The organism is Pseudomonas sp. JS3066, from assembly GCF_036328175.1.
GTDB lineage: Bacteria > Pseudomonadota > Gammaproteobacteria > Pseudomonadales > Pseudomonadaceae > Metapseudomonas.
Genome location: NZ_CP143312.1, coordinates 3,241,106 through 3,258,447, shown reverse-complemented (window position 1 = coordinate 3,258,447; position 17,342 = coordinate 3,241,106). Strand labels below are relative to the sequence as shown.

At 61.2% G+C, this 17,342-nt stretch carries 15 protein-coding genes and 4 pseudogenes; 12 read left to right on the top strand and 7 right to left on the bottom strand.

Annotation, left to right across the window (positions count from 1 at the left end; genetic code table 11):
- The first annotated feature begins 1,557 nt into the window (after positions 1–1,557).
- Positions 1,558–1,983 carry a conjugative transfer protein MobI(A/C) gene (mobI, locus tag SA496_RS15275; protein WP_330114055.1) on the top strand — a complete coding sequence of 142 codons (426 nt, stop codon included), beginning with the start codon at positions 1,558–1,560 and terminating at the stop codon, positions 1,981–1,983.
- Positions 1,984–2,047: 64 nt separating this feature from the next.
- Entirely contained in the window at positions 2,048–2,371 is a 324-nt protein-coding gene (locus SA496_RS15270; RefSeq protein WP_330114054.1) for a hypothetical protein, read from the top strand.
- Positions 2,372–2,817: 446 nt separating this feature from the next.
- Here the strand turns inward: SA496_RS15270 and SA496_RS15265 are convergent, their stop codons facing one another.
- The 7 genes from SA496_RS15265 to SA496_RS15235 all read right to left on the bottom strand — a co-directional run bounded on the left by SA496_RS15265 (position 2,818) and on the right by SA496_RS15235 (position 8,740).
- A complete protein-coding gene (locus tag SA496_RS15265) occupies positions 2,818–3,231 on the bottom strand; it encodes an organic hydroperoxide resistance protein (RefSeq protein WP_330115646.1) in 414 nt (137 codons plus the stop codon).
- Positions 3,221–3,355, bottom strand: a complete 135-nt coding sequence (locus SA496_RS15260) for a hypothetical protein (RefSeq protein WP_330115678.1) — start codon at positions 3,353–3,355, stop codon at positions 3,221–3,223. The genes SA496_RS15265 and SA496_RS15260 overlap by 11 nt, the downstream gene beginning before the upstream one ends.
- A 142-nt stretch (positions 3,356–3,497) precedes the next feature.
- Positions 3,498–4,451 (bottom strand): alpha/beta fold hydrolase, encoded by a 954-nt coding sequence (locus tag SA496_RS15255; RefSeq protein ID WP_330114053.1) that lies wholly within the window; start codon positions 4,449–4,451, stop codon positions 3,498–3,500.
- A gap of 164 nt (positions 4,452–4,615) precedes the next feature.
- Positions 4,616–5,527: a LysR family transcriptional regulator gene (locus SA496_RS15250; protein WP_330114052.1), complete on the bottom strand. Its 912-nt coding sequence runs from the start codon at positions 5,525–5,527 to the stop codon at positions 4,616–4,618.
- A 143-nt stretch (positions 5,528–5,670) separates the two neighbouring features.
- Positions 5,671–6,666, bottom strand: coding sequence for an MBL fold metallo-hydrolase (locus SA496_RS15245; protein WP_330114051.1), 996 nt, complete (start codon positions 6,664–6,666; stop codon positions 5,671–5,673).
- 204 nt (positions 6,667–6,870) lie between these two features.
- Positions 6,871–7,293, bottom strand: a complete 423-nt coding sequence (locus SA496_RS15240) for a LysR substrate-binding domain-containing protein (protein ID WP_330114050.1) — start codon at positions 7,291–7,293, stop codon at positions 6,871–6,873.
- Positions 7,294–7,705: 412 nt separating this feature from the next.
- Positions 7,706–8,740, bottom strand: coding sequence for a helix-turn-helix domain-containing protein (locus tag SA496_RS15235; RefSeq protein WP_330114049.1), 1,035 nt, complete (start codon positions 8,738–8,740; stop codon positions 7,706–7,708).
- 399 nt (positions 8,741–9,139) lie between these two features.
- Here SA496_RS15235 and SA496_RS15230 point away from each other — a divergent pair, with 399 nt between their 5' ends.
- The 10 genes and pseudogenes from SA496_RS15230 to SA496_RS29265 form a co-directional block, all read left to right on the top strand.
- Positions 9,140–10,036, top strand: a complete 897-nt coding sequence (locus tag SA496_RS15230; RefSeq protein WP_120653345.1) for a transporter — start codon at positions 9,140–9,142, stop codon at positions 10,034–10,036.
- A gap of 87 nt (positions 10,037–10,123) precedes the next feature.
- Positions 10,124–11,164 (top strand): phenylacetaldoxime dehydratase family protein, encoded by a 1,041-nt coding sequence (locus tag SA496_RS15225; RefSeq protein WP_120653346.1) that lies wholly within the window; start codon positions 10,124–10,126, stop codon positions 11,162–11,164.
- A 33-nt stretch (positions 11,165–11,197) separates the two neighbouring features.
- On the top strand, positions 11,198–11,821 hold the full coding sequence (nthA, locus tag SA496_RS15220; RefSeq protein WP_120653347.1) for a nitrile hydratase subunit alpha: 624 nt from the start codon (positions 11,198–11,200) through the stop codon (positions 11,819–11,821).
- 44 nt (positions 11,822–11,865) lie between these two features.
- Positions 11,866–12,498 carry a nitrile hydratase subunit beta gene (gene nthB, locus SA496_RS15215; RefSeq protein WP_120653348.1) on the top strand — a complete coding sequence of 211 codons (633 nt, stop codon included), beginning with the start codon at positions 11,866–11,868 and terminating at the stop codon, positions 12,496–12,498.
- Between the two features lie 100 nt (positions 12,499–12,598).
- Entirely contained in the window at positions 12,599–14,116 is a 1,518-nt protein-coding gene (locus SA496_RS15210; RefSeq protein WP_120653349.1) for an amidase, read from the top strand.
- A gap of 115 nt (positions 14,117–14,231) precedes the next feature.
- Positions 14,232–14,912: a PAS domain-containing protein gene (locus tag SA496_RS15205; protein ID WP_120653350.1), complete on the top strand. Its 681-nt coding sequence runs from the start codon at positions 14,232–14,234 to the stop codon at positions 14,910–14,912.
- 3 nt (positions 14,913–14,915) lie between these two features.
- Positions 14,916–15,527, top strand: a pseudogene (locus SA496_RS15200) (methyl-accepting chemotaxis protein); the annotation flags it as partial.
- Between the two features lie 79 nt (positions 15,528–15,606).
- Positions 15,607–16,410: pseudogene (locus SA496_RS29275) on the top strand (AMP-binding protein); the annotation flags it as partial.
- A gap of 91 nt (positions 16,411–16,501) precedes the next feature.
- Positions 16,502–16,783, top strand: a pseudogene (locus SA496_RS29270) (AMP-binding protein); the annotation flags it as partial.
- A gap of 149 nt (positions 16,784–16,932) precedes the next feature.
- Positions 16,933–17,160: pseudogene (locus tag SA496_RS29265) on the top strand (hypothetical protein); the annotation flags it as partial.
- Positions 17,161–17,342: the final 182 nt, after the last annotated feature.

Sequence of the window (17,342 nt, the reverse complement as noted above, 5' to 3'; positions counted from 1 at the left end):
TATTGTCAATTATATGTTCGATAAAGCTGGGTGCTGCAGGATCTGCAGATGTGAACTCTCCTTGGGTCTTGACGATTAGCCATTCCATAGCTGCGAATGCTAACGCTTCCACAGCGTTTGCATGAGATTCCACGCCCGGTATTGCAGCGTGGGTAGTCTTCGATGTAGTCATCTATTGTTGGCCATGCTAGCCAGTCCTTATGGAGCTTTTGGCGTGCACTTGAGATGAGATTGCATGTGGTCAATGTGGCCGCGGCTGCAATGAATAACGTTATAAATAAATGGATCGACATTTTGTAATCCTCTGCTGTAGTTAATGCTTGATTTGTTTAGTTTGCATGGGATTACAGAAATGCAAGCGTTTTAACGTGAAGGGGAGTTGGCCGTTCTCCACCAAATAGATAACGATGACCCAGGTTTATGATGACGTTCGGAAAGACTCCCAAATTCCTTGGTTTTATGTATGGATCCGATTGGGGGTGGATAATATTTTTGTGATTGTTTTATGTCTTCCTGCTTTGTGAGTCCTCTGTTGATGTCGAGAAGAAGAGGGCCATAAACCTTATTTGGATCGCGGATAAAGCCCGAGAGATTCACAGCGATGAAATCGCCCTAAAAGTATCTTCGTCGAGAGTAGACCCTCGGCCATCGACCGTTCGGGAGCCTGGGGCAAAGTCAGCGGGCTGCTGAAGACCAAGCTTAATCCTGGTAGTGCTCCAACGAGTCGAAGATACTTTGAGGTTGTAGCTTTGGTCTCGGACTGGAGGTAGGGCGGCTGAGGCAATCCGTTCAGGGTATTCAGCTGCACGGCATCCGTGGCCAGCCCTATCTGCTCTAAAGGTCGACTATAGAGCGACTCACCGGATCCCGATTCGTATCGGCCGCTTCAATACTCGACTAAATGTCGACTACGGCGCGCCTGCAGGTCGACTATGGGTCGACAAGGAACAGCCTGCCACTGATTTCAAATATGCAACCCCCCAATCCGCGCCATCTGGAGGTACTTACTTGGGCCCAGGCGAAGCGGTTCTTTCCAGAGGGGAGTGGTTTACCCCTGGACAGTTTTTTTACGTGGTTTGAGTCGGCGATTCGGCGAGCTACGCGCTGATCTTTGCGATCGACAAAGGATCTTCGGGGGAGGACGTGAGAAGCGCCAGTTGCGCCATAGATTCTGCATACAGAGCCATTTGCGCGCTAATGGGGTAGGCGAAACCCCGTCTTCCTTATGGTTTATACAAATCTGTTTGCACCATAGGTAGTAGAGACAAAAACCTTTGCGAACCATGAATGCCAGCAGCGATGCGGAAGGACGATATGGACCGAACAGACTTGAATGCACCATAGATAGGAGAGCAAAGCCTGAACCACCACAAGAGGAGAGGCCTGAATTCCTTATGGTTTAGCGAGGATTGTTTGTTCCATAGGTAATAGAGCGAATGCGCTGTGCGCTTTTTCCCTATGAATGTCCGTGACCCTCCGACGGGCACCAATGGGCAGCACCAATACGGTCGAAACAGGGAAAATTGCGATGTAGATAGCTTATGGAGGAAACACCAAATGCTGCGAACCATCGAATTGACCATCGAACAGCTCGATAAATCCTTCGAGACGACCTATGAAAATGCGGTGGCGGTGAAGGAGCGCTTTTGGGCCGAAGCGAAGGAGTCGGGAAAAGTCTACTTCAGGGGGGTCGCGATCTCGCGCCGGGGTAACAGCGTGGATATCTATTGGCTGCGTATTGCCTACAAGCGGCACGAACTGGGGCCGCAGGAAAAACCCTTCATATCCCGCATCCGGAAAGGGAGGGGGTCTTTCCCTCGGTTCTCCCGTGCGCAGATGGGAACAATGGAGCCATGGCTGGAGGATATTTTCCGCCGTTACGAGGATGAGTTCGAAATCCTCCGGCAAATACTCAAAGAGAATCGAACGGTGAGGCGTAGTCTGGAACGCCAGGCGAACCTAGCTAAGAAGTTTGAGGGGTAGAGGGTTGCAGTTTCAGGGGTGGGGGTAGGTTGGAGATGTCTCTCTAACCAAGCAGGTACTCGACATGGCTCTCACCCCAATCAACGTACACAGCGATATCAGTATCCCGGCCGATCAACTCGACGGTTGGGCTGACGTCTACTTCGAAGCCAAGACGGCGGGATTGATGCAGATCCCGCTCTCTGTCTTCTTGAACGATCCATTGCGTCACCTCGCAGAAGGGAAACTCACCAGCGAGGTTGAGTCGGCGGATGATGAGTTCCTTCCGCTCCTGCCGCGGCAGGCGGAGGTGGCCGCGCGGATCCAGGAGCAATGGGATCGTGAGGATGCCCTGGAGGAAGCGCTCAAGGCCCCTCACCTGACTCCAGTCCACAATAGCGCCCACTGACAGGCGACTCGGGTTCCAGGTTGACGAGTTTTTCTCAGCCCGCGAAAGCATGGATAGGAAGGAAGCCAGCTCGGTGCATATGTCGGCGATGTCTAATGGAGCGGGGAGTAGTCCAAATACATACTCAGCGAGTGGCGTTTTTTGGCCGATAGCGGTCTGCCACCAACGACAGCTTCCGGCCGATTCTGTTGAAAAAGTCCTTATGCGATTTCTGCCTGAGAAAGTAGGCCGCTGACGTTGAAATCTGAAGAAGTTCCGCTCCCGATCTGCTTCAGATTTCGCGTAGCAACGCTAAAGCCGTGCGTTTTTTGAACGATTGAAAGACGGCTCCAGCGAAGACCGCTTTTTTCAACAGAATCGGCCAAAAGCGGTCAGCCAAACTTTCTCGGTGTTTGCCAAAGAAGCTTGGCATTCCGGTTCATCTGATATGACGGTGTGACTATGAATCAGTCGGCCCGTGTGAGCGTGACGTCGATATTACCGCGGGTGGCGTTGGAGTATGGGCAGACGATGTGCGCGCGCTCAATCAGCGTCTGGGCTTGTACTTTGTCCATGCCCGGCAGACTGATGCGCAATTCGACTTCTATGCCGAAACCGTCGGGGATGGCTCCGATACCGACTACACCCTCGATCGATGCGTCTTTTGGAATGGCCAGTTTGTCGCGGCCGGCTACGAACTTCATCGCGCCCAGGAAGCAGGCCGAGTAACCCGCGGCGAATAGCTGCTCCGGGTTGGTGCCCCCGCCACCCGCACCACCGAGTTCTTTCGGTGTGGTCAGAGCGACGTCTAGTACACCGTCGGAGGAGATGGCGCGTGGCCGGCGTAACTGGTTTGTTCGCCGATGGGTGTCAGCTGTAATGGCTGACCAGCCAGTTCGGACTCGGTTTCGGCCCTTTACCGCCCTGGCCGCGCGATAGCTCGTCATCCGCCAAACCGACGGTCTGATGAAGCGTGTCTACGGTGAGATCGATCAGAGAATGCATGATGGCTTCCTGTTGCGAGTTGGGTTGCTGGTGCTGCCGTAGAGGTATTGCTCATGTGCTGCCCAGGACGCCGTAGGAGCGTTGCTTGACTTATGGCGACCTGGGAATCACATGCGTAGGAAGGATCGGGGATCTGCCCGACTTACTTCTTGAGGAAGTCCAGCAGATCTTGGTTAAGCCGCTCCTTGTGGGTGTCTGCCAGACCGTGGGGCGCGCCTGGATACACGATCAGAGTCGCGTCCTTGATCAGTGCTGCCGAGGCCCGTGCCGAGGCATCCAGGGGGACGATCTGGTCGTCGTCGCCATGGATTACCAGGGTGGGCACGTCGAACTTCTGCAGATCCTCGCGGAAGTCGGTAGCCGAGAAGGCCGCGATCGAGTCGTAGGTGTTCTTGTGGCCGGCCTGCATGCCCTGCACCCAGAACGACTGAATCAGGCCCTGCGACGGCTTGGAACCCGGACGGTTGAAACCGAAGAAGGGTCCCGAGGCGATATCCAGGTAGAGCTGCGAGCGGTTCTCCAGGGAGGCCTTGCGCAGGTCGTCGAACACCTCGATAGGCAGGCCGCCGGGGTTGCTCTCGGTCTTCAGCATCAGCGGCGGAACGGCGGCGACCAGCACCGCCTTCTTCACTCGAGCGGTGCCATGACGGCCGATATAGCGCGCCACCTCGCCACCGCCAGTGGAGAAACCGACCAGGGTCCCCCCCTTGAGGTCCAGTGCTTCCAGCACCGCGGCCAGGTCATCGGCATAGTGGTCCATGTCGTTGCCTTCCCAGGGCTGGCTGGAGCGACCGTGACCGCGGCGATCATGAGCGACCACGCGATAGCCTTGCGAGGCGAGGAACAGCATCTGCGCTTCCCAGCTGTCCGAGTTCAGCGGCCAGCCGTGGCTGAAAGTCACCACCTGGCCGTCTCGTGGCCCCCAATCCTTGTAATAGAGCTGTACGCCGTCTTTGGTCGTGATGTAGCTGGCAGACTGGACGACGCTGCCGACGGCGGGAGCGCTGGCGCCAGCCTTGGCGGGTTGTGCGGCCTCGGCGGAAAGGGTGGCGAGCGCCAGGGTGGCCAGAGCCAGGGTGCGATTCAGAGTGTTCATCGTGTTTCTCCAAGAGTGTCGGGTTGACTGGTTGCGACCGGCGATGATCGCGTCTTGGAGACTAGGGAGAGACAGGAGGCACGAGAACTGCAGCGGCGCCGATGGCTATCATAGCCGCGGCCGATGGCCATTCAGCCAGGGCCGTTCGGCCCCACGCAACGCGCTCAGCTTGGTTCCAGTTGCGCGCTGAGATAGATCTGGCGGCGCAGCCATTGGTGGCCGGCATCCTTCTGATTGCGGGGATGCCACGCCAGTGCCAAGCGAAGCGCGGCCAGACCCAAGGGCGGTTCGAAGAGGTCCAGGCTGTCGGCGTACTGGCTCATGAAGCGCGAGGGCAGCGTGCACACCGCGTCGGTTGCGGCAAGAACCAGCGGAACATGGGAGTAATTCTGAACCGAATAGACAACGTTGCGCGAGCGGCCCAGTTCAAGGAGCACGTCGTCCACCATTCCGGCGAAACGTCCACCCAGGGTGGAAACGAGGACGTGGTCGAGGGCACAGAAGCTGTCGAGATCAAGGGGGTTAGTGCCGCGCGGGTGTCCCTTGCGTTGCGCGGTTCGAAAACCGTCCTCCCATAGCGGGCGCTGCATGAGATCTCCGGGCAAGCCGTCCGGCACCGTGATCAACAGATCGATCTGCCCCTGCTCGAGCTTCTCGTATACATCGGGTGGCGGGTAGACGCAGGCCAGCCTTGCATTCGGAGCCTCGACTGCCAGGCCTGCACAGAGCCCGGGAAGGAGCGCCGCTGCCGGGGTTTCGAACAGGGCGACGACGAAGGTGCGCGTGGTGGTGGCCGGATCGAAGAGCTCGGGCTGGCTGACCAGCCGCTTGAGCCCCTCCAGCACATGCAGCAGCTCCTGCTCCAATGCCTCGGCGCGCGGCGTAGGCACCACGCCGCGGCCATTCGCCGCCGGCACGAACAAGGGGTCGGCGAGGATATCGCGCAGGCGCGCCAGGCGTCCCGAGAGGGCCGGTTGGCTAATCCCCAGCTGCGCGGCGGCACGCGTGACATTGCGTTCCTCGAGCAGCGCCTTGAGCGCGAGCAGCAAGGCTCCGTCGATATCCGTGTAGTTCATCGCCCGCTCCCGGTTGGCGTGCTGACCTACCGGGGATGAAAGCAGACCAGGCGTCGAGTTGCATAGCCTTGGGATGGCGCCGGGCCGATAAGTCGCATCGCCCTCCTTGGGTGCCGGAAGAGCGCTCGGCCAAACATCTGGCCTCAATCGCGATTGCGGTACTCGGCCGGTACCCAGTCGTACTTGCCGGCCTCACGGCGTATGTGGCCAACGCCGGGGAACGGTAGGTGGGCAACCGCCGACAGTCGCCTCTCGCTTGCGGCCGTCTCGAACTGTTGCAGGCGCTGGGCGCGCGCCGCCAGCTGATCAACGTCGAAGGTGATGGTCACCTCGGGCTGTGGGAACTGGATGAGACCGACATGCATGATATCGCCCCAGAAATCGATGCTTTCACCCGCGCTTTCCACCCTGTAGAAGCTGTGGCCGGGGGTGTGGCCCGGCGTGGGGATAGCGGTGATACCGGGCAGGATCTGCGATTTGGCGGAGAAGCTCTTGACCTTGCCGGCATCCAGATAAGGACCGATGGTCTTCTGTGCTTCCTCCAGGTGGGCGGGCTTCAGGCCCTTGGCCAGGTTGGCGGGGTCGAGGAAGAAGTCGATGTCGGCCTGTCCGACATGGATGGTCGCGTTGGCGAACAGCATCCGCCCGCCGCGCGTCAGGCCGCCGGAGTGATCGGTATGGATGTGGGTGATCAGGATGTCGCTGATCTGCTCCGGCCGGTACCCGGCCGCTGCCAGGCTCTTGGGCAGCTTGCCGGCCACGGCGCCGAAAAGCTCGCCGGCACCGCTATCGACCAGCACCACTCGCGCGCCGGTGTCGATCACATAGGCGTTGATCGAGGTCTCCAGTGGATTACGAGCAAAGCCCCTGTGCAGCAGCGCGTCGATTTGCTTCGCGCTGATGCCCCGCAGCAGCGGATGCAGGTCCAGCGGTAGCGTACCGTCGCTCAGGGCGGTGATGCGGAACTCGCCGAGGGTGAAGCGGTAGACTCCCGCGACCTGCGCTTGGTGAGCCGAAGCAGCGTTCGCCGCCGATACCGCTGGAGCTTCCGTCGCAGTGGCCGACCAGGAATGGAGTGCGCCAAAGGAGAGGCTGGCGATGAGTAGCGCCTTGAGAGGACGCCGCAGTTGATTGTTCATGGTGAGCACCTTTGCTGACGCGACCGTCGGTGATCGCTGGGACAACGATAGGCAGCTCGCGAGCGGCAGAGAACATGGGGCGAGCTTATACGAGCCATCGCCATGGCCAATGGCTTCGACGCACACATCGACCCGGAGCGGCTGTCTGTCGCGTATCGCCCTGTCCCTGGCGGCATGAAACTCGATGGTTCGGCTCTGGCTCGCCTAGCTTTGCAGGAAGGTCGTGAAGCCGCTTGCCAACTGATCGAAGGCCAAGGCGACGCGTGGTATGCGGCGCAGATCCCGGTGCGTGGCGATCCAAACCTCCACGGCGAAATCCACCTGGCGCGGCAGCACCCGGACCAGTCCCCAGCGCTCGGCCAGCTGCCTGGGGCATACGCCGATGCCCACTCCCGCGCGCAGGGCCGCCTGCTGGGCATTGTGATTGTCAGTACGCAGTTGCAGGCGCTGCCCCTCGCCGGCAAAACCCTGCGCGGCGAGCGTGCGCAGGTCGGCGAGGCTCCTATCGGGGCCGATCATAGGTAGCTTCGACAAACTCTCCAGATCCGCTGGGTGCCCATGGTGTTCAAGAAGCTCCGGGGTTGCATACAGCCCGACCTGCAGTGCGCCGAGGCAGCGTATGAGCACATACGCGCATCTACAACAGCACCAGCGCTGCTTTAGGAATGCTGGTATTAAGAGCCGGGACACTAGACAGCAGCACGCAAATCAGTCCCATGGCGCACATTTGGACCCGTCGCAAGCAACGCTGGGTAACAATTCCAAGCCACCAAGTTCTGGCCGGCGGCCAGTAGCTCAGGGGCGGAGCATCGCGCGCCTCGTCCCGACGATTCAGATGAAGTTCTTTCCTGAAGACCTGCATCACCGCTGCTTGCGCTTGCGGAACTCGGCGACCTTATGCCGGTTGCCGCATGTCGACTTCGGCACTCGCCGATGTTGAATGGCGCACCTCTCCTGCATTCGTCAGTAGATACCGGCGGGCCATCCACAGGAGGGGGCCGTCACTCAGCGGGCCAACGTTCAGCGATATCGGTGCCAGTCACCGCCTCAACTGTGACTCTCGCCACTCCCTGGGAGCCAAACCATAGAACTCCCGGAATACCCGGCTGAAGTGGGAAAGGTCGTTGAAGCCCCAGCGAAAGGCGATATCGGATATTCGGGTCGCCGCATTGGCCGGATTGAGAAGGTCCCTGCCGCAGCGCTCCAGCCGTCGACGCAACACATACCGCATGAGGGACACACCTTCTTGCTCAAACAGTTTGTTGATGTAGCGAATGGAGAGCCCCGTTGCCAGGGAGACCTGCTGCGCGCTGAAGGCGGGGTTGCCGAGGTTGTCGTTGATGTAGACCTTGACCCGCGTGAGGGTCAGCGCCTGCGAGCGCGAGTGCTCGGAGTCCATGGGCTGCAGATGGCCGAGGGTCAGCGCGATGAGATGGGTGATCGACTCGGACAGCCGGGCCATTTCCGTAGGCGTGAACTGGCCGATCTGAGAGCTGATGCTTTCCAGGAACGAGCGCATGACCCTGCCCACCGGGCTGTCGGTCGATATTCGCGTCGCGGTGCGATATTCCATATCCACCACCAGTTCGTTTAGGCAGGTACGCGGCACACTGACGATGATTTGCCGCCAGTCATTGTCGAACGTCAGGTAATGCGGCCGCGTGGCGTCGTAGATGGAGAAATCGCCGGGCCTGATCAGCGCCCGGTTGCCATCCTGTTCCAGGTGTTCGGTGCCGTGAAGCATCAGCACCGCAAAGTATTTGTCTTCCTCCTTACACCTGGGTTGCAGATGCCGGCGATTGACGGCTTGCGCCGCAGCACCGACATCGCTGACGCGAAGGAATTCGCACTTCTGCGAGCGGACTTTGCCGAAGAACGCCGGGTTCGGGATCGCACCGATTTCCACGTCGGCGAACAACCGCAGGATCATTTCCCGCCAGTAGTCCACCCGGTCGCTGAACGAGTTGTGCTGCGTCGTGAGGTCAACGCTTTCGCTCGACCAGTCGGTTCCTGGCAGCGATTTGCCGCCGGGTTGCGGAATAGCCATTGAGAGCCCGCGAATTTCGCTGACCATTTGCACTACACCCCTATTCTTGAACTTCTTATCAGGATGGTTCCCTAGCCTGTCCTTCCCTGTCCTTCCCTTCCCTGTCCTGACCGCCGGGACTCCCCGATGCATAGCGAAGTCCTCCATGCGCGAGTGTCGGCAGATGCCTTAGGACAATTCATACAACAGCCTCCAGGCACTTGCCAGAGTCTGCGACCGAAGGGCCGTCTGAGCACATTTTTGCTTCCGTTTCGGCCAAGAAACCCAGTGCGCAGCGGCCTCATCCTTGAGTCAGCGACAAACACCCACGGCCTGAGCGATGGCCGCCGGAAGTCGCCTCTTCGCCAACCACGACCTGACGAGAGACCAGGAAGGTCAAGGACCCAACTTGCCCCGACGAGGGCTTTTCCGAGCAAGGCAGACGCAATGAAAACAATAAGACAGACGCTTCCCGAACTTAAGAAATCCCTACTGGCAAGCCTGACGCTGATCGCCGTTTCCTTCTCCACCTTCGCCGCGGAGGTGGCGCCGGGTGACTACGAGATGTATCCCACTGGCGCCACCATTGGCGTCGTCTACTACCAACATGCCACCACCGACTCCTTGTACGTCGATGGGCACAAGGCCAGTTCCGACTTCAAGCTGACCTCCGATATCGGCATTTTGCGTCTGCTGCATGTCGTCGAACTGACCGACAGGCTCACCGTCGACCCGCAGTTCCTGCTGCCATTCGGTCGCGTTTCGAGCAGCGGCGACGCCTCGGCCCTCGACGACGCCAATGGCGTTGGCGATCTCATCCTCGCGCCGGCGTTCAAGTACCGCCTCAACGACGCCCGGGACGTTATCGGCTTCACACCCTACCTCTTTGTGCCCACTGGCACTTACGACAAGGATGACGCGTTAAACCTTGGCGAGAACCGCTGGAAGCTCGACCTGCAGGCTGCCTACGTTAAGCACTTCGGTGAGAAATGGGCGCTCGACGTCGTCGGCGATGCTATCTGGTACGGCGACAACAACGATCTTGGCGCCGCCTCCTTGCGTCGTGAGCAGGACGTCTCCTACAGCGCGCAGGTGATGGGGCGCTACATGCCCACTGCCACCACCACCTTTGCCATCGGTTTCGGGCACAACTGGGGAGGCGAAAACAAAATCGATGGCGTCCGACAGGACGACGAGATGAAAACGACCAACTTCCGCCTCACCGCTACCACCTTCGTTACGCCCACGGACCAGTTCCAGGTGCAACTGGGCAAAGACCTCTCAGTCGAGTCCGGAGCACATGAAGACTTCCGAGTAAATCTTCGCTACGCACACGTGTTCTGACCCCGCTCTCACCACCAACAAGAACGAGCCAGGTGCCATGCCGACGCGCGTTGGCGGCCAACGGCATTGAAAAACTGTGAGGAAATCATGGAATCAGCAATCGACAAGCATCTGATGTGCCCGCGTACCCGCAACCGTCGCATCGACGACGGCTACACCCCGCCCTTCCCGGCCTGGGTCGGACGCGCCGACGCTTCGGTCACCCAGTTCGTGATGGGCTACTTCGGCATCCAGTCCAAGGGCGAGGGCCAACTGGGCGCGGCGTGCGCGGCACTGCGACAGATCGTGGCCAGCTTTGCCCTGGGGAACGGCCCCCAGCACCACGACCTTGCCCACTACGTGGATGCAGCCGGCTACGACAACATGATCGGCATCGCCTACTGGGACGACCCCGCAGCCTTCGCTCGCTGGGAAGCCAGCGCAGACGTAGTCGAATGGTGGAACGCCGACGCACGCGGCAGCGATGGCCTGGGCTACTTCCGCGAGATCCTGACGCCGGGCGTCGAGCGCTTCGAGACGCTCTATGCCATGCCAGAGGGCCTGGAGGGTGTGGGCGTCGTGATGGGGACCCGCAGCGACGAGATCCAGGAACATGGCTACTGGGGCGGCATGCGCGACCGGATTCCGCTGTCCCAGACCGATGCCATGGCGCCGACAGGAGCGCTGGCAGCCGATGAGAAATCGTCTCGCGTGGTGATCAAGGGCCATGAAAACCTAGTGGTCATCCGCTCGGGACAGGACTGGAGCGAAACGGTCGGCAAGGAGCGCGAGCTGTACCTTGGCGAAATGGAGCCGGTGCTGCGCGAAGGCATGGACTTCCTGCGTGATGAAGGCCTGCCCGTCGGTTGCTACAGCAATCGCTACATGCAGCACATCGACGCCATCGGGCAACCGCAGGAGAAGAGTTTCTCGGTCAGCCACTGGCGCTCCCTCTCGCACCTCGAGCGCTGGTCCGAATCCCACCCCACCCATGTCGAGATCTTCGGGACCTTCATGCGCATGGTGCAAACGCTCCAGGCCGAACTGAAGTGGAAGGGTTACCACGAAGTGAGCGTGCTGCGCGCCGAAGACCAGCGCTACGAATACATCAACTGTCACGCCGGCACCGGACTGATGCACGGAGCCTGAAGCGCTCTGTGATTCGCCAAGAGGAGAACAGTCATGAGTAACGTCCCAAGCAAGGCGATGGCGTCGGCAGGCGCCCGCGCCGTCGCCCTGAAAGACGCTCTCGTAGAGCGGGAGCTGGTACCCGAAGGCTATATCGAGAAGTTCACCGAGATCATGGAGAACGACTTCGACCCGGCCAACGGCGCGCGAGTCGTGGCGAGGGCCTGGGTAGATCCCGCCTATCGCGAACTGCTGCTGCACGACGGTACCGCAGCCTGCGACCAGTTCGGCTACACCGGCGTGCAGGGCGAGTACATCGTCGCGCTGGAAAACACGCCGACGCTGCAGAACGTCATTGTCTGCACCCTGTGTTCCTGCACCGCCTGGCCGGTCCTCGGCCTTCCGCCGGATTGGTACAAGAGCTTCGAGTACCGCGCGCGGGTTGTGCGGGAGTCGCGCACGGTCCTCCGTGAAATGGGCCTCGACCTGCCGCAGGAGGTCGAGATCCGGGTCTGGGATACCACCGCCGAAACGCGCTACATGGTCCTGCCATTCCGGCCGGAGGGCACAGAAGGATGGACGGAGCAAGAACTGGCCTCGCTCGTCACCAAGGACGTGCTGATCGGCATCGCCCGACCTGAAGTTCCAGTAAACGGCAGTCGCACGAGCCAAGGGTGACCCCCCGGCCACTACTCCCTTCATCTGCAGCGAGTGAATGAAAAATGGATGGCATACATGACCTCGGCGGCGTCCAGGGCTTCGGCCGGGTACAGCACACCGCCAACTCACTGAGCTACAAGCCAGTGTTCCACGAAGACTGGGAAAACCTCGGCTACAGCCTGCTCTTCCTCGGCGCCGCGGAACTCGGCCTGTTCAATGTCGACGAGCTCCGCCATGCGATCGAACGCATGGAACCGCGCCAGTACCTGGCATCCAGCTACTACGACAGGATCATCGTCGGCGTGGCGTCCTTGTTCGTCGAAAAAGGTGTGCTCCAGCAGCAACGCCTCGAGGAACTGGCCGGTGGCGCATACCCGTTGGCCCTGCCCTTGGGTGCGGGACGTGACGCCAGGCCTCCCGCCACGCCGTTCCAGGTGGGCGACCAGGTGCTGGTGCGCGACGAGTTCGTCTCCGGGCATATCCGCATGCCCGGCTATGTCCGCGGGAAACGCGGCGTGGTGGTGCACCGTACTACCCATGAATGGCCATTCCCCGACGCGGTCGGCCATGGCCGTTCGAGTCCGTCCGAACCCACCTACCACGTCCAGTTCACGACCCAGGAACTCTGGGGCGATGAAGCGGACGCGGGAACGGTGGTGGTCGACCTGTTCGGCGGCTATCTGCTCCTGGCCTGACGAACAGCTTTGCGGTGCGACGAGACAGGCAATAGGCGCGCAACCCCTGTGCGTCGCTCGTCGCACCTTTTTTCCGCACAGAATTCCGCGAGGACGCAGCATGTCCATTCTCAGACCCAGCAATGACCAACTCGGTGAAATCGCCGCCTCCCTCGGTATCACCCTGAGTGCTTCGCAGATCGAGGATTACCAGGTAGCCCTACAAGGCAACTTCGACGCGTATGACCAGCTCGACGCCCTGCCGGACTTTCTTCCCGAAGTCCGCTACCCACGGCATGGCGTTCAAGTGCCGGGCACCGAAGAAAACCGCTATGGCGCCTGGCAATGCAAGTCGGAAATCCGTGGCGCGGCCAATGGCCCCTTGGCGGGCAAGCGCGTTGCGATCAAGGACAACATCGGCGTTGCCGGGCTCCCCATGCTCAATGGGACCTTCACCCTCGATGGCTATCTGCCCGAAGTCGACGCCACGGTCGTCACCCGCCTGCTGGACGCCGGCGCGACCATCGCCGGCAAGGCGGTCTGCGAAGCGCTGTGCTTCTCGGGCGGTTCCCACACCGCGGCCAGTGGCCCGGTGCACAACCCACATCGCCATGGCTACTCCGCGGGAGGCTCCTCGTCGGGCAGCGCGGCGCTCGTCGCCGCAGGAGAAGTCGACCTGGCTGTCGGCAGTGACCAGGGCGGCTCGGTTCGCATTCCGTCCTCGTTCTGCGGCGTGTACGGCATGAAGCCAACCCATGGGTTGGTGCCCTATACCGGCGCAATGCCCATCGAAACGACCCTCGACCACCTGGGACCGATTACCGCCGGCGTCCGAGATAATGCACTGATGCTGGAGGTACTGGCCGGCGCCGACGGCCTCGACCCCCGCCAGTCGAATGCGACACAGGCGGGCGGTTACGTCGAGGCGCTGTCGCGCGGCGTCGCCGGAATGCGAATCGGAGTTCTCAAGGAAGGCTTCGGCCTGGCCAACTCGGAAGCGGTCGTGGACCAGGCGGTGCTGGAGGCCAGTGCGGTATTCCGTGCCCTCGGCGCGACGGTCGAAGAGGTATCACTTCCAATGCACGCCCTCGGTCCAGTCATCTGGCTGGGCATTGCAGCCGAAGGCGCCACCCAGCAAATGATGAAAGGCAACAGCCATGGCTTCAATTGGAGCGGCCTCTACCTGACCGGCATGATGGAGCACCATGCGCGCTGGCGCGGGCAGGCGGACAGTCTCCCGGACACGGTCAAGACGACGATGATCCTGGGCGAGTATCTCAGCCGCCAGTACCACGGCCGCTACTACGGCAAGGCACAGAATCTCGCCCGGCAACTGCGCCAGGCTTACGACGGCCTGTTCGAACACTGCGACCTGCTGCTGATGCCCACGCTGCCGATCAGGGCGACTCCGCTGCCGGGCCCGGATGCCGCACTGCCGGACTACCTGGGCCGCGCCTTCGAGATGCTCGGCAACACTTGTGGCTTGGATGTGTCCGGGCATCCGGCGATGTCGATTCCGTGCGCGATCCGCGATGGCCTGCCGATCGGCCTGCAACTGGTGGGCAAGCACTTCAGCGAAGCCGACATCTACCGTGCGGCCCATGCGTTCGAGCAATCCACCGACTGGCGAACCCGCTGAGCCAGGAGCAACGCCAGGCCGGTAACAACTCATCCCTAGCCACTCAGCGTCCCCCCATCCGGGGTTCGTCATCAGGTGAGCACTCGGTTTCGCCGACCGAGGCTGGAGATCGCGAATGTTTTTCTTCAATGCCTTCAAGGTCAGGGGGCTTCTGATCACCCTTGCGCAATGGCTGGAATCGCCTGAGCAGACTCCAGCGCCAGCCGTGGATTCAGCTCCGGCACTGGTGCACCGCGTTGCAACGGGCGTGGCCCTGCGCCTGGATGAGCTCAGGCGCCTCAAGGACGACTGCAGAGACCTCCAGCAGGGCGCGCGCATCCGGGATGCCGAACTGGAATGCGCAAATGCAGAGCTGCAACGCCTGAGTTCACGCTTCGAGCTGATTTGCCAGAGTGCAAGGGACGGCCTCTGGGAAATGGACATACCGGCCCATGGCCTGCTTGAACCCGGCAATCCCGTCTGGTGGTCGAACCAGATGCGTTCGCTGCTGGGGTATCAGGACCAGACGGACTACCCCGACCGCCTGGGCAGCTGGACCAACCAGCTGCACCCTCAGGACCGACAGCGCACGCTGGATGCCTTCGCCGACTACATCAACGGCCAGGCGGCCTATCAGGCGGAGTTTCGCCTCGCCACCAAGGCCGGAGAGTATCGATGGTTTGAGGTGCGCGCAGTGGCGCTGCGTGACAAGCACGGACATGCCGTGCGGATTGCCGGCTCATTCCGGGAAACGCACGACCTGAAGCTGCGCGAACTGGAGCGGGAGGTCATTGATATCCGCTTTGAAATATCTTGAGAAATGCTCAATGACGGCCTCTGGGATCTGCAAGTCGTCGCAGGAGACCCGACCAATCCGAACAACGCCATCTGGTGGTCCAGCCAGTTTCGGCGACTCCTCGGCTTTGAAACCGCCGAGGAATTCCCCGACATCTTCGAGAGCTGGTCGTCCCGCCTTCACCCGGAGGACAGGCAACGCAGTCTGGAGGCCTTTCTGGCGCATATCAGTGACCGCACAGGCAAGACCGCGTTCGACATCACCTATCGGCTCAAGCGGAAATCGGGCGACTACCACTGGTTCCGCGCCCGCGGACAGACCAGGAGAACGGCAGACGGCACGCCACTCAGGGTGGTAGGCGCGTTGACCGACATCCATGCCAGCTACGAGGAACATGAACTGCGCAAGACCCAGGAGCAGCAACACAAACTGATCCAGGAGAATCTTGCGAGGCTGACCAGCATCGTCGCGACCATCCAGGGCATCGCCAACCAGACCAACCTTCTGGCATTGAACGCGGCCATCGAGGCCGCACGGGCCGGCGATGCAGGGCGTGGATTCGCGGTTGTTGCCGATGAAGTGAGAAAGCTTGCGACGCGCACCACCGAAGCCACGCAACAGGCTGCTGAAATGATTGCGGGCTGACGATCATAGCGCCTCTTCACAGGCCTGAAGCCCGGCTATCGGCGCCATACAAAGACAAGAAGGGAAAGCCATGAATCACCAGAGCTACACCCGGGGGCGTCAGGACAAGGACCTGCTCGCCATGACCATCGGCGCGGCGTTCGACGCCACGGTTGCCAAGTTCCCCGAGCGCGAGGCGCTGGTAGTCAGGCATCAGGGCCTGCGCTACAGCTGGCAGGCACTGGCAGAGGCGGTGGATCGCCACGCCCGTGCCTTGCTCGCCCTGGGCCTGAACAGTGGCGACCGCGTCGGCATCTGGGCGCCCAACTGCGCCGAGTGGTGCATCACCCAGTTCGCCAGCGCCAAGATCGGCGCCATCCTGGTCAACATCAACCCGGCCTACCGCAGCAGCGAACTGGAGTACGCGCTCAAGCAATCCGGCTGCCGCTGGGTGATCTGCGCCGACGCCTTCAAGACCTCCGACTACCACGCCATGTTCCTCGGCCTGGTGCCCGAACTGGCCGGCGCCGAACCGGGCAGCCTGAATTGCGAGCGCCTGTCGGAACTGCGCGGTGTGGTCAGCCTGTCTGCCAATCCGCCGGCGGGATTCCTGCCCTGGGCCACCCTGCAGCAGAAGGCAGGGGAGGTGAGTGGCGAGGCCCTGGCCGAGCGCCAGGCCGGCCTGCAGTTCGACGACCCCATCAACATCCAGTACACCTCCGGCACCACCGGCTTCCCAAGGCGCCACCCTCAGTCACTACAACATCTCAACAACGGCTACATGGTCGGCGAGAGCCTTGGCCTGACCGAGCATGATCGCCTGGTGATCCCGGTGCCGCTGTACCACTGCTTCGGCATGGTGATGGGCAACCTGGGCTGCGTGACCCATGGCGCCACCATGATCTATCCAGGCGACGCTTTCGACCCGCTGACCACCCTGCGCGCCGTGGCGAGGAAAGGCCACTGCGCTCTATGGCGTGCCGACCATGTTCATCGCCGAACTGGATCATCCGCAGCGCGGCGAGTTCGACCTTTCCAGCTTGCGTACCGGCATCATGGCCGGCGCCACCTGCCCGATCGAAGTGATGCGCCGGGTGATCAACGAGATGCACATGAGCGAAGTGCAGATCGCCTACGGCATGACCGAGACCAGCCCGGTGTCCTTGCAGACCGGCCCGGATGACGAGCTGGAACTGCGGGTTACCACCGTCGGCCGCACCCAGCCGCACCTGGAGAGCAAGATCGTCGACGCCGAGGGCAGGATCGTTCCGCGCGGCACCATCGGCGAACTCTGCACCCGTGGCTACAGCGTGATGCTGGGCTACTGGAACAACCCGCAGGCAACCACCGATTCCATTGATCCGGGTCGCTGGATGCACACCGGCGACCTCGCCTCCATGGATGAGAATGGCTACGTCTGCATCGTTGGCCGCAGCAAGGACATGATCATTCGCGGTGGCGAGAACGTTTACCCCCGCGAGCTGGAGGAGTTCTTCTTCACCCACCCGGCGGTGGCCGACGTGCAGGTGATCGGCATCCCTGCAGCAAGTACGGCGAGGAACTCGTCGCCTGGATCAAGTTCCATCCCGGCCACAGCGCCACCGAAGAGGAACTGCGCGCCTGGGCCAAGGAACGCATCGCCCACTTCAAGGTGCCGCGCTTCTTCCGCTTCGTGGACGCCTTCCCGATGACGGTGACCGGCAAGATCCAGAAATTCCGCATGCGCGAGATCAGCATCGAGGAACTGACCCCGCCCAAGGATGACAAGGTGACGGCGTGAACCCCAGGCGCATGAAGTTCGACGGCTTCTGCCTCATGACCCGCGCG